This is a genomic window from Brevundimonas sp. TWP2-3-4b2 (assembly GCF_049897345.1).
Lineage (GTDB): Bacteria > Pseudomonadota > Alphaproteobacteria > Caulobacterales > Caulobacteraceae > Brevundimonas.
This window is the reverse complement of the sequence record NZ_JAFCWB010000003.1, coordinates 465,149-485,703: the sequence shown is the minus strand read 5'-3', so window position 1 is coordinate 485,703 and position 20,555 is coordinate 465,149. Positions and strand designations below refer to the sequence as shown.

Sequence of the window (20,555 nt, the reverse complement as noted above, 5' to 3'; positions counted from 1 at the left end):
GGACGGCGGGGCTTCGCTTAGCCGTCTTCGGTATAGAACAGCAAGGTGAAGGCGGCGAGCGCCGTCAGGAGTGGCGGCAGCCAGGCCGCGAGCCATGGCGGGATGACTTCGGCGGATCCGAAGGCGGATGCGGCCTGGTTGACGAAGAAGAACCCGAAACCGAGGACGACGGCGGCGACGCTCATCTTCGCCAGATCTCCCAGCCGCATCAGCCGCAGGGAGAACGCCGCCGCGAGGATCGACATGGCGGCGAACATCAATGGCGTGGACAGCAGTTGCTGGAGACGCAGCCTGTAGGCCGTGGAGGAGAAGCCGGCGTCCTCGATCCGGGTGATCTGCGCCGGTAGCGACCAGAACGGCGTGGACTGGGGACGGGCGAAACGCTCGAACGCCTCCTCGTCCGCAAGGCTGGAGGGCAGGTCCAGCGTGGCATAACGAACCGCGCGCTGGCCGATCTGGGCACCGACGGCGTCGACCAGCCGCCAGCGCCCGGCCGCCAGCGTCGCCGAGGCGGCGTCGATCCGTTCCGAGAAGGTCCGCGCACCTGCAGTGTCGTTGGTGTAGATGAAGAAGCTGACGCCCAGCAGACGCGCATTGGCGCGGTCCTGCCGCGCGGCGCGGATGACCATCTGCCGGGTGTCGTCGCCTTCGCGAATCCAGACGGCTTGCTCCGTGGACCTGTCGGTCGCCGAGCCCGACAGGCGGGACCGTTCACGCTGGAACAGTCCGTCAGCCGAGGCCGCCAGAGGCCCGAGAGCGGCGACCGTGATCACCCCGAACATCAGGGCAGCGCCCGCCGCCGGCAGCACGAACCGCCAGGCGGACACACCGGCCGCCCGCATGGCGATCAGTTCGCTGCGCCGATTCAGCCCGACGAAGGCCGCGAGCGTTCCGAACAGGAAGACGAAGGGTAGCAACTGCAGGATCACTTGCGGCGATTTCAGCAGCATCAGACCAAGGATACGGACACCGGACAGGTCGACGTCGGAGCCGATTCCACGCGAAATCTCGACGAAGTCGATCAACATGATCAGCGCGCCGATCACACCCAGGGCGACGGCCAGAGACCGGGCCTGCTGGACCAGCACATAGCGTTCTATGCGACCCAGACGCAGGCGGGGGACCGTCAGGACGAGGCGTTTCATGCGAACCTCGCCTTCAACCGCTCGAGCGCGGGCCAGGCGCGGCTGCGGCGCGGCTTCAGCGCGCTGAACAGCAACCGGAGGGCGATGGCGGTGGCGACGAGGGGCAGCAGATACTGCAGCACGTTCAGCCATCCGTTCCAGGCGCTGGCGGACACAATGCCGTAGCCGGCCACGCGCACGATCAGGAAGGCCGCAGCCGCCTTGGCGATTCGCAGGCCATAGCCGGTCCGGCTGAACTGGCCCCCCATGATCGCCGTCAGGGCCATGGCCATTGCCAGCAGGGCGTAGAGCGGCGCGGAGAGCCTCGAATGGGCCTCTGCCATAAGTTCGCCGGCTGAGCCCACGCTCTCAAGGTCTCCCGGCGAAGGGTTGAACAACTGTGGCAGGTAAAGATCAGAGGGTTTGTAGCGAATCCGGTCGGTCAGATTGGCGTACGGCGAGAGATCGACGACCGTTCGACCGAAGGACCAATATTCCAGCACGCCTCGGGATGAATAGCTCTGTCGCGATCCGTTCAGCAACGTCAGCACCGGCGCTCCGTCGATCCGCCCGAAACGCGCCTCTGCGGCATCCCACGTCGTAACCTTGTCTCCCTTTTCGATGTAGACAAAAAGGTTCTTCAACAGGCCATTCTGCTCGATCTGCTGAACATAGACCGTCAGCCCGTCAGGTCCCTGGACGAAACGTCCTTCCTCGATCAGCGCCGCGGCCAGATCCGTGCGAATGGCGAACGCCTCGGCGCGCGCCTGCCGCTGGCCCCAGGGTTGAAGGACGGTGGTGATCGACAGCGTCACCAGGGCTGCCATGACCGCCAGCATGATGGCGGGGCGAATGGCTGCCAGGCGGGTCACGCCCGAGGCGAAGATCGCGGTCAGTTCCTGCTCGCGCTGCAGCCGGGTCAGGGCGATGAGGGCTCCGACGAACATGCCGATCGGCACGATCACCGCCAGCAGCTGGGGCACGGCCAGCAACGTCAGCTTGATCATCACCCAGACGCTCTGGCCGCGCTCGACGATGACCTGAAGTTGATCGAGGCTCTGGCTCAGAATGCCGATTCCGGTCAGGGCGGCGCAAGCGTCGACGACGGGACGCGCGATCTGCCGGAAAAGATAGCCTTGGATGAGGGTCATGTTCGGAAGAAATCGCCCGTTGCAGGCGGCGGCGAGGGAGAGCATCTAATACACACCCGACTGCGCCGGTGAAACCGCGTGCGCTCATTCCAATCGACACCAGACCGGGGCGTAACGCCCGGTGGAGCAGTATATGAAGATCGAATTCGTCGCGTCGGCGAGCGCCGCAGAGGTTCTGGCCGTTCTCGTCAGTGAGGGCCGTGTTTTTGTGGGCATGGGAAGCCAGCTCGACACCGCGACTTCGGGTGCCCTGACCCGGGCGATGAACGCCAGCCGCTTTACCGGTGGTTCCAACAGCACCCTGATCGTTGCTGCCCCGACGGGCGTGGACGCCGCCACGATCGTGCTGACCGGCGCGGGCGACCCCGCCAGGTTCGATGACCTTGCCCTGGAGGCCGCTGCCGGTGCTGCCTATCACGCGGTCAAGATGTCGGGTGCACGGTCGCTGACCATCGATGCCCACGGCCTTACGGCCGATCAGGCCGCGCGCGCAGCGTTCGCCGCCCGGCTGGCATCCTATCGGTTCCTTAAATACCGCACGACGCTGAAGGCCGAGAAGACGCCGTCGATCGAGACGATCAGGGTGGTCGCCGCCGATCCCAAGGCCGCGAAGAAGGCCTATGAAGACCTGTCGGCCGTGGCCGCCGCCGTCGAGTTCTCTCGCGATCTGGTCAGCGAGCCCGCCAACATCCTCTACCCGGAAGAGTTCGCCAAGCGCGTCAAGGCGTTGGAGAAGCTGGGCCTGGAGGTCGAAATCCTCGGCGAGAAGGAGCTGGAGAAGCTCGGCTTCCGCACCCTATTGGCTGTGGGCATGGGCAGTGTTCGCGACAGCTATGTCGCCGTCATGAAATGGAACGGCGGCAAAAAGGGCGAGCAGCCAATCGCCTTCGTCGGCAAGGGCGTCTGCTTCGACACCGGCGGCATCTCGATCAAGCCGGCCGACGGCATGGAAGACATGAAGTGGGACATGGGTGGCGCCGCCGCCGTGTCCGGCCTGATGCACGCGCTGGCGGGCCGCAAGGCCAGGGTCAACGCCATCGGCGTCATCGGCCTGGTCGAAAACATGCCCGACGGCGCTGCCCAGCGGCCGGGCGATGTGGTGATGTCCCTGTCCGGTCAGTCGGTCGAGATCCTCAATACCGACGCCGAGGGCCGCCTCGTGCTGGCGGACTGCCTCTGGTACACGCAGGAGCGGTTCAAGCCGAAATTCATGCTCGATCTCGCGACCCTGACGGGGGCGATGATCGTGGCTCTGGGGCTAGAATACGCCGGCGTCTTCTCGAACTCGGACGAACTGGCGAACAACTTCCTGGCCGCCGGACCCAAGGTCGGCGAGAACGCCTGGCGGATGCCGATCCCGGCCGCCTATGAGCGCCACATCGACACGCCGATCGCCGACGTGAAGAACACCGGCAACGGTCGTGCCGGCGGCTCGATCACCGCCGCCCTTTTCCTGCAGCGCTTCACCAACGGCACGCCCTGGGCCCACATCGACATCGCGCCGACCGCGTGGGTCAAGGACAGCAAGAGCCCGACCGTGCCCGACGGTGCCGTAGGCTGGGGCGTCCGCACGCTGGACCGGATGGTGGCGGACTCCTACGAGTCCTGATCCGCTGCGAGAGGTAGAACCGGGTGTCTGACGCCGAGCCGGAAATCTGGTTCTACCACCTCGAGCGGTCGACGCTGGATCAGGTCCTGCCCGGCCTGCTGGAGAAGACGCGCGAGCGCGGCTGGAAGGCGCTGGTCAGGGCATCCGACCCGCAACTGCTTGACGATATCGACGAACGATTGTGGACCTATCGCGACGACAGTTTTCTGGCCCATGGCCGGGCGTCCGAGGCCGATGCGTCGCGCCAGCCGATCCTGCTGACCGAAACGACCGAGAACCCGAACGCCGCTCAGGCGCTGTTCATCGTGGACAGCGCCGAGTTGGGCGACACGAAAGGCTTCGAGCGATGCTTCATCATTTTCGACGGACGGAACGACGAGGCAGTTTCAGCGGCGCGCGTCCGCTGGAAGACCTTGAAGGATCAGGGGGCCAACATGGCCTACTGGAAACAGTCGCCCGAAGGTCGTTGGGAAAAAGCAGCCTGATCGCGCTCGCGGCCCTTGCCGCGTGTGCGTCTCCCGCGTCCGACGCCGTGGCACCCCGGACGGTCGAACGCGCCGAGCAGAACCAGCCGATCGGCACCCACACGCCCCAGAACCCCACGGTCGACATGTGCCGGGCGGGCGAGCTTCAATGGCTGGTCGGCAAGTCAAGGACCGAAATCCCCGTTCCCGTTGATGTCGTGAACCGCCGGGTCGCCTGCACAACCTGCCCCGTGACCGAGGATTATTCGCCGCAACGCCTGAATATCTTCTTCAACGAACAGACGCAGATCGTCGAGCAGGTCCGCTGTGGCTGATGTGGTAGCCAGAGGGCCGAGTCCGATGAAGACGCTGGTTTTGTGTGGCCTGGCCGCTGGCCTTGCCGCCGCCTGCGCACCTGTCGAGACGCCGGCCGCGAGCCCGCCCCCCCAACGCTGTGACGCCGAGGCCTCACGATCGCTGATCGGGTCGCATGTTGGAGCCGTGGATTTTCAGGCCGGTGCAAATGTCCGCATCGTCTGCACGACCTGCGCGACGACGAAGGATCTCCGGCCTGACCGTCTGAACATCCGCTTCAATCAGGCGACCGGGATCATCGAGCGCGTCGACTGCGGCTGATCCGGTCTTGGCGTCCGACGCCTTTCCCGGCAGTGTCGCGCAGGGACAGGGGGAGACGACGATCATGCGCAAGATGTTGACGGCGGGTGTCGCGCTGGGCGCGGCTCTGATCGGGCCGGCGGCCGTCGCCGATGCTACGGCCGACAGCGCCGTACGCGATCTGCTCGAACGGCCCCAAGTCTGCGGCCAGGCGGGGTCTGCGATTACCGGCACACCGGTCGCTGACATGGTCATGGTCGAGGGTTTCGGAACCGGGGGCTTCGCCGTCGACACGGCCAATCCCGACGCCCAGGCCTGGTTCAACCACGGTGTTCGTCTGCGCTGGGCCTTCGAGCACAAGGAATCCGTTCGCGCCTTCCGCAAGGCGCGGCTGCTGGACCCGGCCTGCGGCATGTGCGCCTGGGGCGAGGCCTGGGCCCTGGGCCCCAATCTGAACGGCGGCGGCAGCGATGACGAGAGCCAGGCCGCTGCGCTCAAGTCGGCGCGGGAGGCGCGCCGCCTGGCCCGGCAGGCGACGCCGATGCAGCGCCAGATGATCGATGCCCTGATCCAGCGCTATTCGGGCCTGGAGGGCTCGCGGGACCGCCGATTCGCGCAGTCCATGGACCGGATCGCCCGCAACAATCCGGCAGACGTCACCGTCGCCGCGATCACCGCCGACGCATGGATGCTGAAGGTCGACGAATGGTGGGACGACGACGGCAAGGCGGCTGATCCCGGCATCACGCGCGCCATGGGCATTCTGGAACAGACACTGGCCCAGGTCCCGGACGATCCGGGGGCGATCCACCTCTATATCCATCTGACCGAATGGTCGGATGACCCCCACAAGGCCATTCCGTACGGCGAACGTCTGGCCGCCCTGGCCCCCGGGGCCAGCCATCTGGTGCATATGCCCTCGCACACCTTCTACCGGGTCGGGCGCTACAAGGACGCCATGATGTCCAACGTCAACGCCGTGGCGCTGGATCGCCGCTACGACGGACTGGCGCGGCCGCCCGGCGGCGTGCCCGGCATGGCGCTGCATGGACATAATATCCATTTCGGCATGGGCGGTGCCCTGATGGCGGGTGGCGGCGAGGAAGGCCTGAAGCTGGCCGAATGGTTCCTGGCCACCTATCCCGAGATCCCGGCGACCAATGTCTGGCGTCAGGCCATGGCCAACAACGCCTATGCGATCTATGGCCGCTTCGGCTCGGCGGCGCAGGTCGCGGCCCTGATCGAGCCGGACGAGAGCCGCCCCATGCTGCGCGTCAGCTGGCGCTTCGCCCGGGGCGAGGCGGCTGCACGGGCAGGGGACGCCGCGACTGTCAGAGCCGAGGCCGAGGCGATCGCGGCCTTGCGCGCCGTTCCGAACTTCGCCGCCGGCCCAATGGGCGAGATGCGAAACGCCTTCACCGAGGTCTCGCAGCGGGTGCTGGAGGGCCGGGCCGCCATGATCGAGGGCAATGCGGACGCCGCGATCGCCGCCTTCACCCGTGCGGCCGGAATTCAGGCCCAGGACTCCGAGGGCGGCGACCCCCCGATTCTCTGGTACCCGACGCGACGCAGTCTCGCCGCTGCCCTTCTGCTCAAGGGCGACGCGGCCGGTGCGAAGGCGAAGATCCTCGAACTGCTCGAGGACTGGCCCAGCGACCCCTACAGTTATTTCGTCCTCGCCGAGGCCGAGACGGCGTTGGGCCATGCCGGCGCGGCCGCCGAGGCGCGGCGCAAGTCAGAGGTCGAATGGATCGGCGGCGCGATGGACCTGAAACTGGCCTGAGGCCGGCTCAGGCCGGTGGGGCGACCGCCATGTTGTCGATCAGCCGCGTGCGGCCCAGCCAGGCGGCCGCGAGGATCCGGGCGGGCGCGTCCACCACGCCATTCCTGAAGGATGCCAGATCGTCGGCGCGCCGGACGGCGACATAGTCGATCCGTTCGAACCCGGCCTTCAGCAGGGCGGCGTGGGCGTCCCGTTCGACCGCCGCGAGGGGGCGTCGGGCCGAGGCCTGCGCCCCGGCCTCGGCCAGCACCCCGTTCAGGCACCGGGCGATCTCCAGTTCGGTCTCGCTGAGGTAGGCGTTGCGTGACGACAGGGCCAGGCCATGACCATCGCGCTCGGTCGGCGAACCGACGATGTCGGTGGGGATGTCGAGATCGCGGGCCATGCGCCTTACGACCATCAGTTGCTGATAGTCCTTCTCACCGAACACGGCGACGTCCGCCTGGACCTGGTTCAGCAGCTTGGCCACCACCACGGCGACGCCACCGAAGAAGTGGGGCCGGAAATCGGTCTCGAGGCCCGCCGACGGTCCGCCGACGCTGACGGCGGTGACGAACCCTTCCGGATACATTTCCTCGACTGTCGGCGCGAACAACAGGTGACACCCCGCTCCGGCCAGCAGCTCAGCGTCCTGGGCTTCCCGCCGGGGATAGGTCCCGAGGTCCTCGTGGGCTGCGAACTGGGCTGGATTGACGAAGACGCTGGCGACCAGGCGATCCGCCCGTCGGCCCGCCTCCCGCACCAGGGTCAGATGACCTTCGTGCAGCGCGCCCATGGTCGGGACGAAGCCGACCGTGAACCCCTGGCGTTTCCACGCGCTGATCTGTTCACGCAGCGTGGCGACGGTACGGACCACCGGAAGCGAGTTGGGCTCGGTCATGATGAACGGATTAACCTTTCGGCTTAAGCGTGCTTGTGAACCGGGCGGCAAAAGCTGCCGTGCGAGGGTTGGCTTATGACGCCCAGCCTCCTGATCCGTCCAGTGTTTGTGCTGCTCGCCGCCTCGGGCCTGAGCGCCTGCGGCATGGTCGACAGCGATCCCCATCGGTTCGAGACCCTGGCCGAGGCCGTCGCCGCCATTCCGCTCGACAGCACACCGGCTGTGACGCGGGTCGCGCATCGAAGCGCCGCCGAAGCCGGTCTGCGACCAGCCATCCGGGTCGAGGTGCTGGACCCGCATGCCCTGTGGGACGCTCGCGACGCCGAGCTGAACGGAATCGCGCAGCAGGTCGCGCCGCGCCTCGTGGCCGCCGCTGCACCCGCCGTGGCCGATGCGGTGGTGCAGCAGGTCTCGGCCCGTATCGACGACGCCTCGCAGCGCGCCGGATTGCGGCCCGCCTTCGAGGCGCGCCCGACGCCGCCTGCTGCCGCCGCCAAAGGCCGTGCGCTGGTCCAGCTGGGTGCCTATTCCAGCGCAGCTTCCGCCCGATCGGCCTGGACCCGGCTCAAGAGCGGGCAGGCGGCATGGGCCCTCAACGGCCTGTCTCCGGTTTACGAATCCGTCGAGGTCGGCGGCCGCACCTTGACCCGACTCAAGGTGCAGACTCCGGCTGCGGGTGCCGGTGCCCTCTGCGCCGCGGCAGGGGTCGACGACCCGTGGTGCCGCCGCACGGCCTGAACCAGGCGTCCAAAGTCACGCATCCACAGTCGTCCTGTCCCGACGCGTTGACGCCGGGGCCGACGGTCGCGATTCTGCATGATCTTGCCGCGCGTCTGAGTCGGCGGCCCAACACAGGTATGAGTGCTCCATGGCTGACTCCACGGTCATCGTCGTCGGCAACGAAAAGGGCGGGGCGGGCAAGTCCACCCTGGCCATCCACATCGTCACGGCCCTGCTGCACGCGGGCCGGCGGGTGGCGATCATCGACCTGGACCTGCGCCAGCGCTCGATGGCCAAATTCTTCGCCAACCGCGCCGCCTGGATGGCCGGTAACGCTCAGGTCCTGCCCATGCCGGTCGAGCCCGACATGGGCGACGGCAAGCTGCTGGCGCGCGCCACCGAGGCCGAACAGCTGGCCCGGTTCGAAACGGCCTTCGCCGAGGCGAAGGCTTCTGCGGACGTCATCCTGATCGACACCCCCGGCGGCGACACCCTGCTGTCGCGGACCGCCCACGGCCTGGCCGACCAGATCGTCACGCCGATGAACGACAGCTTCGTCGATTTCGACCTGCTGGGATCGGTCGATCCGGTCACGCTCGACCTGCTCAAGCCGTCCATCTATTCCGAAAGCGTCTGGGAGGCCCGCAAGCAGCGCGCCATTGCCCAGGGCCGCCACGCCCAGATCGACTGGATTGTGGTCACCAATCGCCTCGCTGTCGCCGCCGCCCGTAATCGTCAGCGGCTGGAAGAGCGGATGGAGAAGCTGGCCCGCCGCGTCGGCTTCCGCATGGGCCCCGGCCTTCGCGATCGCGTCATCTATCGCGAACTGTTCCCGTTCGGGCTCACTGTGGCCGATCTGTCCAATGAGATTCGTCCCGTCTCGGTGTCGCTGGCTCACGTGGCTGCCCGTCAGGAGATGCGCAGCCTGATGCTCGCCCTGGGCCTCGAAGCCGGGGCGTTGGACGCACCCCTCGACGCTGCGGCATGAGGCGTTGAGCCTGATCTGGCTGGTTCTGGCCGCCATTGCCGTCTGGGCCCTGATCCGGCTGGGGCGGCAGGGCGAGGGCCGTGGACGCGGTCAATGGCGGGTCGCCGCCACACTGTTCAGTGCCGTGATGCTGGCAGGGGGTGCCTTGCTGGCGTTCAAGGGGGCCTGGCTGCCGGCCATCGGTCTCATCGGCGCGGGCCTGTGGCTGACGGTGGCGTCGCGGCAGCGCTCGGTACCGTCGCGTCAGACCGACACTGTTTCCGACTCCGAAGCCCGCTCGATTCTCGGCGTGCCCTTCGACGCGACACCCGAGGCCATCAACGCCGCGTGGCGCCGCCTGATGGGCCGCGCCCACCCGGATCAGGGCGGCACCGAAGGCCTTGCGGCGCGACTCAACGCGGCCCGTGATCAGCTGTTGAAGCGCTGATACCGGTTCTCCCTCCCCCGAAGTGGGGAGTAGAGTGATGATCGGCGAAGCCGATCAAACGACGGGGCGTGCAGCGATCCGGGTGGGGAATTGCAGCGGCCAGCACGGACGGCGGTAGCTTCACACTTCCCCACCCGGGCTCCGCTGCGCTCCGCCGTCCCTCCCCATAAAGGGGAGGGAGAATCCTAGTTCAGGCCGTCGGTTTGGCGGCCTTCTTCACGGCGGGCTTCTTGGCAGCAGCCTTCTTCGCTACCGGTTTCTTGGCGGCCGGCTTCTTCGCCGCAGCCTTTTTCGCCGGGGCCTTCTTGCCCTTTGCCGCCGGTGCGGCCAAGGCCCGCGCCGCCAGCAGCGGCAGGGCGTCCTCCAGCGTCAGGTCTTCCGGCACCGTGCCCTTGGGCAGGGTGGCGTTGATCTTGCCTGACTTCACATAGGGACCGAACCGGCCCGCCATGACGTGGATCGGCTCGCCCGTTTCGGGGTGGGCACCCAGATCCTTCAGCGGTGCCGTCGCTCCGCCGCGACCGGCGAACTTGCCCGCCCGCTTCTCGGCCAGCAGCACGACCGCCCGGTTCAGACCGACCTCGAACACCTCGTCGATGTCGGCGACGTTGGCATAGGTCCCGGCGTGCAGGACAAACGGTCCGTAGCGCCCCAGGCCTGCCGTGATCGGCTTGCCGTCCTCGGGGTGCATCCCGACCTCGCGCGGCAGGGCCAGCAGGCGCAGCGCCTGCTCCAGGCTCAGTGACTCCGGCGACCAGCCCTTGGGCAGGGACGAGCGTTTGGGCTTCTCCTCGCCGGGCGGCGTCGTCTCCACATACGGACCGAACCGGCCGATCTTCAGGGCGACGGGCTGGCCCGTGGCCGGATCGATGCCCAGGTCCCGGTCCCCGCCGTCGGCGGCGCCGTCCGCCGCATCGGGTGAAGCCACGGGACGGGTGAATTTGCAGTCGGGATAGCGCGAACAGCCGACGAAGGCTCCGAACCGGCTGGTCTTCAGGCTCAGCTGGCCCTGATGGCACAGGGGGCATTCGCGCGGATCCGAGCCGTCTTCCTTCTGCGGGAAGATGTGCGGACCCAGCGATTCGTTCAGGGCATCCAGAATGGCCGTGGTGCGCAGTTCGCCGGCGGCCTGGGTCGCGACATGGAAGTCGGACCAGAATTCACGCAGCAGCACCTTCCAGTTCAGATTGCCCGCCGACACCTCGTCCAGCCGCGTCTCGAGCGCAGCGGTGAAGTCATACTCGACCCATTTGGCGAAGAACTGCTCGAGGAAGGCCGTGACCAGCCGTCCCTTGTCCTCGGGATAGAAGCGGTTCTTGTCCGTGCGCACATATTCGCGGTCGCGCAGGGTGGTGAGGATGGATGCGTAGGTCGACGGCCGGCCGATGCCCAGTTCTTCGAGCTTCTTGACCAGGGTCGCTTCCGAATAGCGCGGAGGCGGCTCGGTGAAATGCTGTTCGGTGCGAATCGCTTCGACCTTGGCGACGGCACCTTCCTTCAGGGCCGGCAGGCGGGTGGTGTCGTCGTCGTCTTCAGCGCCGTCCTTCGGCTTTTCGTCGCGGCCCTCTTCGTACACGGCCATAAAGCCATCGAAGGCCACGACCTGACCGGTGGCGCGCAGGGCCGTCTGGCCCGTCGGTTCCTCGATCTCGACCGTCGTGCGGTCCAGGCGCGCCGACTCCATCTGGCTGGCGATGGTCCGCTTCCAGATCAGTTCGTACAGCTTCTGCAGATCGCCATCGAGCCGCAGGGTCTCGGGCGCGCGGGCCATGTTGGTCGGCCGGATGGCTTCGTGCGCTTCCTGAGCATTCTTCGCTTTGGTTTTGTAATAGCGCGGTTGTTCCGGAACATAGGCGGGTCCGAAACGCTCACCGATGACTTCACGCGCCTGGGCGATTCCCTCGGGGCTGACCGACAGGCCGTCGGTCCGCATATAGGTGATCAGGCCGCCTTGGTCGTCGACGCCTTCATACAGTCTCTGCGCCGCCTGCATGGTGCGTTGCGCCGTGAAGCCCAGCTTGCGCGACGCTTCCTGCTGCAGGGTCGAGGTCATGAACGGCGGGGATGGCGCGCGCTTGACCGGCTTTTTCTCCACCGAGGCGATGGTGAAGGTACCGGCGTTGATGGCCTCCCGCGCGGCGGTCGCCATGGCTTCCGAGGTGATGTCCAGACGCTGCACCCGCTTGCCGGCGTGCTTGACCAGCCGGGTGGTGAAGGGCGGGCTGTCGGCGTTGAGATCGGCCTCGACGGACCAGTATTCCTGGGCCTTGAACTTCTCGATCTCCATCTCGCGATCGACGACGATGCGCAGGGCGACGGATTGCACCCGTCCGGCCGAGCGCGCGCCGGGCAGTTTGCGCCACAGCACCGGCGACAGGTTGAAGCCCACCAGATAGTCCAGCGCCCGGCGGGCCAGATAGGCCTCGACCAGCTCCATATCGATCTGGCGCGGGTTGGCCATGGCCTCCAGCACGGCGCTCTTGGTAATGGCGTTGAAGGTGACGCGTTCGACGTGCGTGTCCTTCAGGACTTTCTTCTTCGTCAGGATTTCCAGCACGTGCCAGCTGATGGCCTCGCCCTCGCGGTCGGGGTCGGTGGCCAGGATGACGCGGTCGGACCGCTTGGCGACCTCGGCGATCTCGGACAGACGTTTGGAGGCCTTGGCGTCGATCTCCCACGACATGGCGAAGTCGTCATCGGGCAGGACCGACCCGTCCTTCGACGGCAGGTCACGGACATGCCCGTAGGACGCCAGGACGGTGAAGTCCGGGCCCAGATATTTGTTGATGGTCTTGGCCTTTGCGGGGCTCTCGACGACGACGAGGTTCATGCGGGGAGGGGGCCTTCGACGGGCTCGGAAAGGGGGCGGAACGTGGTTGGCGCGAGGGCCGCTGTCAATCGGCGCTGAAATTCGGTTGCTTCAGATCGATGCCAGACCGCCCGGCAGCAGGGTCGCCCGGCCCGACAGGCTGAGCTCAAGCAGTGCTGCCGCAACAGCCCCGATCGGGGCACCGGCCGCCCGGGCCAGCTCGTCGCGCGGCGTCGGCGTGGGCGACAGCAGTGCGGCGACGCGCTCCAGCAAGGCCGCGTCCACCGCGTCCGGTGCGTCGCTGAACGGGTTGTCCGGCGTCGGCTCGCGCAGAGTGCGCAGGGTCGAGAAGGCGCGCTCCACATCCTCCAGCCCCTCACACAGGATAGCGCCCTGCCGCAACAACTCGTTAGGACCGCGCGAGCGGGGGTCCAGCGGCGAGCCGGGCACGGCGAAGACGTCGCGACCCTGTTCCGCCGCGAGGCGAGCGGTGATCAGTGAGCCGGACCGCAGTTCCGCCTCGACCACGATCACGCCGCGCGACAGGCCCGAGATGATGCGGTTGCGACGCGGAAAGTCCTTCGCCTGGGCCCGCGCCCCGACCGGGCTTTCGGAGACGATGCAGCCTTGTTCGACGATCTGGCGATAGAGGTCTGCGTTGTCGGGAGGATAGACGTCGTCCACCCCGCCGCCGAGAACCGCGACGGTGCCGGTCGGCAAGGCCCCTGCATGCGCAACGCCATCGATGCCGCGCGCCATCCCCGAAACGACGACGTGACCGGCCTCTCCAAGCTGCTGCGCCAGCCCCCGTGCGATCCTCTGGCCGCCGGCCGAGGCGATCCGCGCTCCGACCACGGCGACGCAGGGCCGGCTCATGAGACGGGCATCTCCGAGCGCCCAAAGTACGGGCGGCGGCGGGTCCGCGGCCGCCAGAGGTTCGGGATAGGCGGTGTCGCCGAAAACGATCAGGCGCGCGCCGATCCGATCACCCGCGGCGCACTCCCGGTTGATCTCTTCCATGGACTGAGAAACGTCGCCGCGCCCGCCGGAGCGTCGAACCAGATCAGGCAAGGCCTCCAGCGCCCGTTCGGCGGTCCCGAACCGCTCCAGAAGCTGGCGGAAGGTGACGGGTCCGACCCGGTCGGTGCGCGCCAGCCGCAGCCGCGCGAGCCTTTCCGCCTCCGACAGGGGCGGCGAGGGGCTCACCCCTTCGTGGCGCCAATGCGGGGTTCCGTCCCCTTCAGCAGCCGGGCGATGTTCTCATGGTGACGAATCCAGATCAGCACGGCCGTGAACAAGGCCAGGGCGGCGACCGGCGCAGACGCCGGCAGGCCGAGCAGCGCCAGAGGCAGCAAGGCGTAGATCGGGGCCGCTGCCGAGGCGAGCAGGGCCGCCAATGACGACATGCGCAACAGCGCCGCGATCAGCAGCCAGGTGGCGCCCGCCAGCAGCCCCAGCGGCCAGGCGGCCGCCAGCAACAGGCCAAAGAAGGTCGCAACCCCCTTGCCGCCCTTGAAGCCCAGCCAGACCGGGAACAGGTGGCCGAGGAAGGCCGCCCCGCCGGCGATGGCCGCCAGCGCCGGCACCCCCGGGAACAAGGCCTGCGCAGCCAGGTAGGCGGCGGCACCCTTGCCGGCGTCCAGAATGAGGGTCGCGAGCGCCAGATCCTTGCGTCCGGTCCTCAGGACATTGGTCGCGCCGATATTGCCCGAGCCGATGCTGCGGACATCGTCGCCCGTGACCAGACGCGTCAGGATCACGCCGAACGGTATGGACCCCAGCAGGTAGCCGCCCGCCGCCACGAGGGCGAGCGTCCCGAGAGCGGGGCCGACCAGATCCTGCAAGTGATTCGCTCCCTTTTAGCGTGCGTCGTGGACGATGCGTCCGCCAACGACGGTAAGCAACACCCGGCCCTGCAGTCGGCGGCCGTCGAACGGCGAGTTCTTTGATTTCGACTTCAGGGCGTCGGCGTCGACCACGATCGGAGCGCCGGGATCGAACAGGGTCAGGTCGGCCGGCGCGCCCGCTTGAAGGACGCCCGCGTCCAGCCCCAGCAATATCGCCGGGCCCTGCGTCAGCGGGCGCAGGATATCCAGAAGCTCCAGGCCGTCCTCATGGTGCAGCGACAAGGCCGCGGCCAGCAGGGTCTCCAGTCCGACGGCACCCGGCGTGGCCTCGGCGAAGGGGCGGCGCTTGTCCTCGGCAGGGGCCGGGGCATGGGCGCTGGTGATGGCGTCTATCAGCCCGTCGCGCACGGCCTCGATCAGGGCCTGCCGGTCGCTTTCAGGCCGGAGCGGCGGGTCCAGCCGGTAGAAGGTCCGATAGTCACCGATGTCGATCTCGTTGAAGCACAGATGGTTGATCGAGACGGAGGCGGCGACCTCCAGCCCGCGGGCCCGGGCCCTCGCCAGGGTCTCCAACGCGCCCTCGGTCGAGATCTGGTCGACCAGGAATCGCGCGCCGGTCTGTTCGACCAGGGCCAGATCGCGTTCGAGCTGGATGCGCTCGGCGATGGCCGGCACCGAGGCCAGACCCAGTCGCGTGGCCAGTTCGCCCGACGTCGCCACCGCGCCCTCGCTCAGCCAGGGATCGGCGGGACGGCAGGAAATCAGGGCGTTGAAGGCGGCGGCATAGCTCATCACCCTCTGCAGGGTGCGGGTATTGGCGATCACCCGGTCGACGTCCGTGAAATACAGGGCACCGGCCTCGTCCATCAGGCCGATCTCGGCCATCCGGACGCCGTCGCGGGCCCGCGTCGCCGCGCCCGCGACCCGGACGTTGACGAGGCCGAGGGCCGCGCCGCGCCGCTGGATGAATTCGATCATCGCGGGGTCGTCGAGTGCCGGGTCGGTGTCGGGCTGGATGACGATGGTGGTCACACCGCCTGCCGCCGCCGACAGGCTGGCCGACTTCAGCGTTTCCTTCGGCTCTGCGCCGGGCTCGCCGGTCTTGACCCGGATGTCGATCAGGCCGGGTGCCAGGCACAGGCCGCCGGCGTCGATGACCGTCACGCCCGCCGGTGCGATCGCCCCGACGCCGTGGATGACCTCGGTGATACGCCCGTCCTCGACCAGCACCGCCCCGGGGCCGTCATAGTCAGTGGCCGGGTCGAGCAGCCGGGCGTTCAGGATGGCGATTGCGCTCATACGGCCGCTCCATCCAGACGCGCTGACAGGGCCGCCAGCACGGCCATGCGCGCGGCCACGCCCATCTCGACCTGGTCCTGGATCAGGGAGACGGTCAGGTCGTCGGCGACGTCGGAATCGATCTCCACGCCGCGGTTCATCGGCCCCGGATGCATGACCTTCGCCCCCGGATTGGCCCAGGACAGTTTCTCGCGGTCCAGACCCCAGAAGCGGAAATATTCACGGGTCGACGGCACCAGCGCGCCCTCCATCCGCTCCAGCTGCAGGCGCAGCATCATGACGACGTCGCAGCCCCTCAGGCCTTCGCGCATATCGTGGAAGACCTCGCAGCCCCAGCGGTCGGCGTCGCCCGGCACCAGTGTCGGCGGACCGATCAGCCGCACCCGCGCGCCCATCATCGACAGCATCGACACATTGGATCGGGCCACGCGGCTGTGGGCGATGTCGCCGCAGATGGCGACGGTCAGGCCGCCCACATCCCCGAACGCCCGGCGCAGGCTCAGCAGGTCCAGCAGCGCCTGTGTCGGATGCTCATGCCGCCCGTCGCCCGCATTGACGACCGCGCAGCCCACCTTCTGCGCCAGCAGGGCGGCCGCACCCGAGGCCCCGTGGCGCACCACCAGCAAGTCGGGCTTCATCGCGTTCAGCGTCGCTGCGGTGTCGATCAGAGTCTCGCCCTTGGCCACCGACGAGGTCTTGGGCGACAGGGCCGTTACATCGGCGCCCAGACGCTTGGCCGCGATCTCGAACGAGGCGCTGGTGCGGGTCGAGTTCTCGAAGAACAGGTTCATCACCGTGCGCCCGCGCATCAGGTCGAGCGACTTTGCCGATTGGCGGTTGAAGTCGACGAAGGCGTCAGCCAGATCCAGCAGGGGCGGCGTGGTGGCGGCGTTCAGATCGCCGGCCGACAGGAAATGGCTGCGCGGGAACGGCGCCAACCGCTCGAGAATCAGATCGGTGAGTGCAGCGGCCTTGCTCATCGAGGCCCGCCTATAGGGCGCATCTAGGCCAAATGGAACAGGGCCAGCAGGATCGGGATACTCAGGGCGCTCCCAACGGTCGTCAGCGCCACGATCCCGGCCATCAGCGGTGCGTCCCCGCCCATCTGTCTGGCGAGGATATAGCTGGCCGCCGCGCCCGGTGCCGCGCCGCACAGAAGGGCGACGCCCTGGGCCATCTGGTCGCCGCCGAGCAGCACGCAGAGCCCCCACATCAGCGGTGGCATGATCATCAGCTTGACGAAGCTGACGCCCATCACAGTCCACTTCCGTCGCGCTACCTCGGCGAAGCTGAGCCCCGCGCCGGCCACGATCAACCCCAGTGGCAGGGCAGCCCCGCCCAATAGCGTCAGTGTATCGGAAATCCCGGGCAGCCGCGGCACATGGGCGAAATTCAGGGCCAGTCCGATCAGACAGGCCAGCAGGATCGGATTGGAGAAGACCGCCTTCGCCAGCGCCAGAGGTCGCGTGCCCCGCTGATCCGCGCCCCACCGCGCCAGGGCGACGACGCAGACGATGTTGGTCACCGGAATGATGGCCGCGATCATCACCGCCGCCAGCGCCAGCCCCTCGGCCCCGAAGACCGACTGGATCACCGGCAGGAAGACGAAGCTGTTCCAGCGGATCACCCCCTGCAGCACGCTGGTGAAGGCGGGCCCGTCGAGGGTCATCAGCGGCTTCGACAGCAGGGTGATCGCCGCCACGATCAGCACCGCGATCACCGCGCTGGCCCCCGCCGCCCCGGCGCTGCCGCCGGACAGGTCTGCGTTCCAGATCGCCGGGATCAGGAAGCCCGGATAGAGCAGATGGATCGACAGTTTCTCGATCGGCCGCCACGTCGCATCGGGCAGGAAGTCCGACTTGCGCAGGCCATAGCCGATGGCGATCAGGACGAAGACGGGGACGATGCCGGGAACCAGCCCCGCCATCAGGGCCTCAGCCGGTCCAGCGCGCCCTGAAGGATCCAGGCGGCGGCCGTGCGGTCGACGACGTCGGCGCGGCGTTTCCGGCTCAGGTCCAGTTCGCCGATCAGGAACCGTTCGACCGCGCTGGTCGACAGCCGCTCATCCTGGAAGGCGCAGGGCACAGGGCGGATGCGCTGCAGATTGCGCGCGAAGGCCCGGCAAGACTGCGCGCGCGGCCCTTCGGTCCCGTCCATGTTCAGGGGCAGGCCGATCACCAGGGCCGAGGCGTTGCGGCCATCCATCAGCTTCAGAACGGCCTGGGCGTCGTCGGTGAATTTCGTCTTGCGGACCAGCGATAAAGGGCTGGCGATCATCCGCGTCGTGTCGCTGACGGCCACGCCGATGGTCTTCTCACCCAGATCCAGCCCCAGCCACGGCGTACCGGGGGGCGTCGAGGCGGCGAGGTCTTCGAGCGATAGAACTTTCACAGCGTGGCGGTAAGACTGGTGTGACGCCCTGTCAAAGGGCATGGTCGCGTAACACTGATGGGGGAATGTCCGATGAAGCCAGTCACCTTCCTTGTCGCCGTCCTCGGTCTGGCCGCCTGTGACTCCCAGGTCGAGACCCGAAAGGTCGAGGTACCCGCCGCCGAGCAGGCCCGGAGTCTCCCCGCAGCCGCGCCACTGAGCGCGGCCGGACCGGCCGCCACGGTCCAGCCTGACACCGACGCGAACCAGCAGTGGGCCGCCTCTGTGGTCGAGCTGACCCCGCTGACGCGTCAGGGCGACCGCACCGTCAAACTGTTCGGCACGGCGGGCGGCGATCCGGCCATGAACGGCCTCTACACCCATGTCGCCTTCTTCGATTCGCCGGCCGAGGGCTGGCGCGTGTTCCGGATCGGCGATTTCCTCGACTATCGGGTCCTGTCGGAAACGCCGGGCCGGGTCGATCTGGAAGTCAACGAGAGCAGCATGGACGGGGCGACCGGCACGATCGGCAGCCGCAAGAGGCGGGTCATCATCGGCTGGGCGGTCGCGACCGACGGCTCGGTGCCGGCCACGATCAGCGTCACACCGGCGCAATAGCGGCCCGCGACGTCAGAATCCTTGTGAAAGTCAGGCCGGGCGGCTAATCCCGCCCGTTCCGCTTTAGCATTGGAGGGCCGCATGGCCATCGACGCTGCGACCGTGCGCCGGGTGGCGCACCTCGCCCGTATCAAGACCCCCGAGGACCGGCTGGAGCCTCTGGCCGGCGAGCTGAACGGCATCCTCGCCTGGATCGAACAGCTGAACGAGGTCGACGTCGACGGCATCGAGCCGATGACCTCCAACGTGGCCCAGCCCCTGCGCCTGCGCGACGACGTCGTCACCGACGGCGGCAAGGTCGCCGATGTGCTCGGAAATGCGCCGCGGTCCGCCGACGGCTTCTTCGTTGTGCCCAAGGTGGTCGAATAGAATGTCCGACCTTACAAAACTCACGCTCAAGGCCGCCCTCGACGGCCTCAAGGCCCGCGACTTCTCTTCGGAGGAGATCACGAAAGCCTTCGTCGCCAATATCGACGCCGCCAATCCGCGCCTGAACGCCTTTGTGGTCCAGACCACGGACAAGGCCATCGCCATGGCCCGTGCCTCCGACGCGCGTCTGGCCAAGGGGGAGGGCGGGGCGCTCGAGGGTGCGCCGCTGGGGATCAAGGACCTGTTCTGTACCGACGGTGTCCAGACCACGGCCGGCTCCAACATGTTGCGCGGCTTCGTGCCGCCCTATGAGTCCACCGTCACCGCTAACCTTTGGGCCGACGGCGCGGTCATGCTGGGCAAGCTCAACATGGACGAGTTCGCCATGGGCTCGTCCAACGAGACCTCGGCCTTTGGTCCGGTCGTGAACCCATGGAAGTCAACGACGTCCAACGCCGACCTGACTCCCGGCGGCAGCTCGGGCGGCTCGGCCTCGGCCGTCGCCGGCGACCTGTGTCTGGCCGCCACCGCCTCGGACACCGGCGGCTCGATCCGTCAGCCCGCCGCCTTCACCGGCACGGTCGGGATCAAGCCCACCTATGGTCGCGCCAGCCGCTTCGGCATGGTTGCCTTCGCCAGTTCGCTGGATCAGGCCGGCCCGATCACGAAGACGGTCGAGGACGCCGCCATCCTGCTGCGCTCCATGTGCTCGTTTGACGTCAGGGACTCGACCAGCCTCGACGTCGCGACGCCCGACTGGACACAATCGCTGAACAAGGGCGTGAAGGGTCTGCGCATCGGCGTGCCGAAGGAATATGTCGTCGACGGCATGCCCGCCGAGATTCAGGCCCTGTGGGACCAAGGCGTCCAATGGCTCAAGGCCGGCGGTGCCGAGATCGTCGAGATCAGCCTGCCGCACACCAGATACGCCCTGCCGGCCTATTACATCATCGCCCCGGCCGAGGCCTCGTCGAACCTGGCCCGCTATGACGGCATGCGTTTCGGCCATCGTGCCGAGGGCACGACCAGCCTGACCGACCTGTACGAAACCAGTCGCGCCGAGGGCTTCGGCAAGGAGGTCCAGCGCCGCCTGACCATCGGGGCCTATGTGCTGTCGGCCGGATTCTATGACGCCTACTACGTCCGGGCGCTGAAGGTCCGCCGCCGCATCGCCATGGATTTCGACGCGGTCTGGGATCGCGTCGACGCCATCCTGACGCCGTCCACGCCCTCGGCCGCCTTCGCCCTGGGCGACAAGCAGATCGACCCGCTGCAGATGTATCTGAACGACATCTTCACCGTCACCGCCAACCTCGCCGGCCTGCCGGGCATTTCGGTGCCCGCCGGCCTCGACAAGGGCGGCCTGCCGCTGGGCCTTCAGGTCATCGGCAAGGCGCTGGACGAGGCGACCGTGTTCCAGGTCGCGAGTGCGCTGGAAGATGCGGCGGGGTTTGTCGCGAAGCCTGAGAAGTGGTGGTGAGC

Annotated in this window: 21 protein-coding genes; 10 read left to right on the top strand and 11 right to left on the bottom strand. The window is 67.8% G+C overall.

The annotated features are described in order from the left end of the window. Positions 1 to 17: 17 nt before the first annotated feature. Both lptG and ACP7AS_RS09470 read right to left on the bottom strand, forming a co-directional pair. A complete protein-coding gene (gene lptG, locus ACP7AS_RS09475) occupies positions 18 to 1,145 on the bottom strand; it encodes an LPS export ABC transporter permease LptG (protein ID WP_426028620.1) in 1,128 nt (375 codons plus the stop codon). Further along, positions 1,142 to 2,275 (bottom strand): LptF/LptG family permease, encoded by a 1,134-nt coding sequence (locus tag ACP7AS_RS09470; RefSeq protein ID WP_426028619.1) that lies wholly within the window; start codon positions 2,273 to 2,275, stop codon positions 1,142 to 1,144. Before ACP7AS_RS09470 ends, lptG begins: the two co-directional genes overlap by 4 nt. Positions 2,276 to 2,408: 133 nt before the next feature. Here ACP7AS_RS09470 and ACP7AS_RS09465 point away from each other — a divergent pair, with 133 nt between their 5' ends. Genes ACP7AS_RS09465 through ACP7AS_RS09455 form a run of 3 tightly spaced genes read left to right on the top strand, consistent with a single transcriptional unit; the run spans position 2,409 to position 4,683 of the window. After that, complete coding sequence (locus ACP7AS_RS09465) at positions 2,409 to 3,884, top strand: leucyl aminopeptidase (protein ID WP_426028618.1); 1,476 nt, start codon at positions 2,409 to 2,411, stop codon at positions 3,882 to 3,884. A 23-nt stretch (positions 3,885 to 3,907) separates the two neighbouring features. Continuing rightward, positions 3,908 to 4,369, top strand: a complete 462-nt coding sequence (locus tag ACP7AS_RS09460; protein ID WP_426028617.1) for a DNA polymerase III subunit chi — start codon at positions 3,908 to 3,910, stop codon at positions 4,367 to 4,369. Then, complete coding sequence (locus ACP7AS_RS09455; protein ID WP_426028616.1) at positions 4,351 to 4,683, top strand: hypothetical protein; 333 nt, start codon at positions 4,351 to 4,353, stop codon at positions 4,681 to 4,683. Before ACP7AS_RS09460 ends, ACP7AS_RS09455 begins: the two co-directional genes overlap by 19 nt. Before the next feature lie 133 nt (positions 4,684 to 4,816). On the opposite strand, the gene ACP7AS_RS09450 is transcribed toward ACP7AS_RS09455, so the two are convergent. Next, the gene (locus ACP7AS_RS09450; RefSeq protein WP_426028615.1) at positions 4,817 to 5,050 is read right to left on the bottom strand and encodes a hypothetical protein; all 234 of its coding nucleotides are present in this window, start codon (positions 5,048 to 5,050) and stop codon (positions 4,817 to 4,819) included. Here ACP7AS_RS09450 and ACP7AS_RS09445 point away from each other — a divergent pair. Beyond that, entirely contained in the window at positions 5,049 to 6,746 is a 1,698-nt protein-coding gene (locus tag ACP7AS_RS09445) for a hypothetical protein (protein WP_426028614.1), read from the top strand. The genes ACP7AS_RS09450 and ACP7AS_RS09445 overlap by 2 nt on opposite strands. Before the next feature lie 7 nt (positions 6,747 to 6,753). On the opposite strand, the gene panC is transcribed toward ACP7AS_RS09445, so the two are convergent. Continuing rightward, on the bottom strand, positions 6,754 to 7,626 hold the full coding sequence (gene panC, locus ACP7AS_RS09440) for a pantoate--beta-alanine ligase (protein ID WP_426028613.1): 873 nt from the start codon (positions 7,624 to 7,626) through the stop codon (positions 6,754 to 6,756). Between the two features lie 75 nt (positions 7,627 to 7,701). On the opposite strand from panC, the gene ACP7AS_RS09435 reads away from it, so the two are divergent. From ACP7AS_RS09435 to ACP7AS_RS09425, 3 genes are all read left to right on the top strand, one after another. Continuing rightward, on the top strand, positions 7,702 to 8,364 hold the full coding sequence (locus ACP7AS_RS09435; RefSeq protein ID WP_426028612.1) for a hypothetical protein: 663 nt from the start codon (positions 7,702 to 7,704) through the stop codon (positions 8,362 to 8,364). Positions 8,365 to 8,494: 130 nt separating this feature from the next. Then, a complete protein-coding gene (locus ACP7AS_RS09430) occupies positions 8,495 to 9,334 on the top strand; it encodes a division plane positioning ATPase MipZ (protein ID WP_426028611.1) in 840 nt (279 codons plus the stop codon). A 4-nt stretch (positions 9,335 to 9,338) separates the two neighbouring features. Next, positions 9,339 to 9,761, top strand: a complete 423-nt coding sequence (locus ACP7AS_RS09425; RefSeq protein WP_426028610.1) for a J domain-containing protein — start codon at positions 9,339 to 9,341, stop codon at positions 9,759 to 9,761. Positions 9,762 to 9,951: 190 nt separating this feature from the next. Here the strand turns inward: ACP7AS_RS09425 and topA are convergent, their stop codons facing one another. The 7 genes from topA to ruvX all read right to left on the bottom strand — a co-directional run bounded on the left by topA (position 9,952) and on the right by ruvX (position 18,107). Further along, positions 9,952 to 12,591 carry a type I DNA topoisomerase gene (topA, locus tag ACP7AS_RS09420; protein ID WP_426028609.1) on the bottom strand — a complete coding sequence of 880 codons (2,640 nt, stop codon included), beginning with the start codon at positions 12,589 to 12,591 and terminating at the stop codon, positions 9,952 to 9,954. A gap of 90 nt (positions 12,592 to 12,681) precedes the next feature. Then, on the bottom strand, positions 12,682 to 13,776 hold the full coding sequence (dprA, locus tag ACP7AS_RS09415; protein WP_426028608.1) for a DNA-processing protein DprA: 1,095 nt from the start codon (positions 13,774 to 13,776) through the stop codon (positions 12,682 to 12,684). Beyond that, a complete protein-coding gene (gene plsY, locus ACP7AS_RS09410) occupies positions 13,773 to 14,414 on the bottom strand; it encodes a glycerol-3-phosphate 1-O-acyltransferase PlsY (protein ID WP_426028607.1) in 642 nt (213 codons plus the stop codon). The genes dprA and plsY overlap by 4 nt, the downstream gene beginning before the upstream one ends. Positions 14,415 to 14,429: 15 nt before the next feature. After that, positions 14,430 to 15,716, bottom strand: a complete 1,287-nt coding sequence (gene pyrC, locus ACP7AS_RS09405; protein WP_426028606.1) for a dihydroorotase — start codon at positions 15,714 to 15,716, stop codon at positions 14,430 to 14,432. Continuing rightward, positions 15,713 to 16,696, bottom strand: a complete 984-nt coding sequence (locus ACP7AS_RS09400) for an aspartate carbamoyltransferase catalytic subunit (protein ID WP_426028605.1) — start codon at positions 16,694 to 16,696, stop codon at positions 15,713 to 15,715. The genes pyrC and ACP7AS_RS09400 overlap by 4 nt, the downstream gene beginning before the upstream one ends. Before the next feature lie 23 nt (positions 16,697 to 16,719). Continuing rightward, positions 16,720 to 17,643 carry an AEC family transporter gene (locus ACP7AS_RS09395; protein ID WP_426028604.1) on the bottom strand — a complete coding sequence of 308 codons (924 nt, stop codon included), beginning with the start codon at positions 17,641 to 17,643 and terminating at the stop codon, positions 16,720 to 16,722. Further along, positions 17,643 to 18,107 (bottom strand): Holliday junction resolvase RuvX, encoded by a 465-nt coding sequence (gene ruvX, locus ACP7AS_RS09390; RefSeq protein ID WP_426028603.1) that lies wholly within the window; start codon positions 18,105 to 18,107, stop codon positions 17,643 to 17,645. Before ruvX ends, ACP7AS_RS09395 begins: the two co-directional genes overlap by 1 nt. Positions 18,108 to 18,179: 72 nt before the next feature. Here ruvX and ACP7AS_RS09385 point away from each other — a divergent pair, with 72 nt between their 5' ends. The 3 genes from ACP7AS_RS09385 to gatA all read left to right on the top strand — a co-directional run bounded on the left by ACP7AS_RS09385 (position 18,180) and on the right by gatA (position 20,553). Next, on the top strand, positions 18,180 to 18,704 hold the full coding sequence (locus ACP7AS_RS09385; RefSeq protein WP_426028602.1) for a hypothetical protein: 525 nt from the start codon (positions 18,180 to 18,182) through the stop codon (positions 18,702 to 18,704). Between the two features lie 81 nt (positions 18,705 to 18,785). Beyond that, entirely contained in the window at positions 18,786 to 19,073 is a 288-nt protein-coding gene (gene gatC / locus ACP7AS_RS09380; RefSeq protein ID WP_426028601.1) for an Asp-tRNA(Asn)/Glu-tRNA(Gln) amidotransferase subunit GatC, read from the top strand. Position 19,074: 1 nt separating this feature from the next. Further along, a complete protein-coding gene (gene gatA / locus ACP7AS_RS09375; protein WP_426028600.1) occupies positions 19,075 to 20,553 on the top strand; it encodes an Asp-tRNA(Asn)/Glu-tRNA(Gln) amidotransferase subunit GatA in 1,479 nt (492 codons plus the stop codon). The last annotated feature ends 2 nt before the right edge of the window (positions 20,554 to 20,555 follow it).

Coding starts and splice junctions, on each gene's coding strand:
- pyrC (WP_426028606.1), bottom strand. CDS start 15,716: ATGAGCGCAATCGCCATCCTGAACGCCCGGCTGCTCGACCCGGCCACT.
- ACP7AS_RS09400 (WP_426028605.1), bottom strand. CDS start 16,696: ATGAGCAAGGCCGCTGCACTCACCGATCTGATTCTCGAGCGGTTGGCG.
- lptG (WP_426028620.1), bottom strand. CDS start 1,145: ATGAAACGCCTCGTCCTGACGGTCCCCCGCCTGCGTCTGGGTCGCATA.
- ACP7AS_RS09450 (WP_426028615.1), bottom strand. CDS start 5,050: ATGATCGTCGTCTCCCCCTGTCCCTGCGCGACACTGCCGGGAAAGGCG.
- ACP7AS_RS09385 (WP_426028602.1), top strand. CDS start 18,180: ATGAAGCCAGTCACCTTCCTTGTCGCCGTCCTCGGTCTGGCCGCCTGT.
- ACP7AS_RS09445 (WP_426028614.1), top strand. CDS start 5,049: ATGCGCAAGATGTTGACGGCGGGTGTCGCGCTGGGCGCGGCTCTGATC.
- ACP7AS_RS09465 (WP_426028618.1), top strand. CDS start 2,409: ATGAAGATCGAATTCGTCGCGTCGGCGAGCGCCGCAGAGGTTCTGGCC.
- topA (WP_426028609.1), bottom strand. CDS start 12,591: ATGAACCTCGTCGTCGTCGAGAGCCCCGCAAAGGCCAAGACCATCAAC.
- ACP7AS_RS09435 (WP_426028612.1), top strand. CDS start 7,702: ATGACGCCCAGCCTCCTGATCCGTCCAGTGTTTGTGCTGCTCGCCGCC.
- ACP7AS_RS09470 (WP_426028619.1), bottom strand. CDS start 2,275: ATGACCCTCATCCAAGGCTATCTTTTCCGGCAGATCGCGCGTCCCGTC.
- ACP7AS_RS09395 (WP_426028604.1), bottom strand. CDS start 17,643: ATGGCGGGGCTGGTTCCCGGCATCGTCCCCGTCTTCGTCCTGATCGCC.
- gatC (WP_426028601.1), top strand. CDS start 18,786: ATGGCCATCGACGCTGCGACCGTGCGCCGGGTGGCGCACCTCGCCCGT.
- ACP7AS_RS09430 (WP_426028611.1), top strand. CDS start 8,495: ATGGCTGACTCCACGGTCATCGTCGTCGGCAACGAAAAGGGCGGGGCG.
- panC (WP_426028613.1), bottom strand. CDS start 7,626: ATGACCGAGCCCAACTCGCTTCCGGTGGTCCGTACCGTCGCCACGCTG.
- gatA (WP_426028600.1), top strand. CDS start 19,075: ATGTCCGACCTTACAAAACTCACGCTCAAGGCCGCCCTCGACGGCCTC.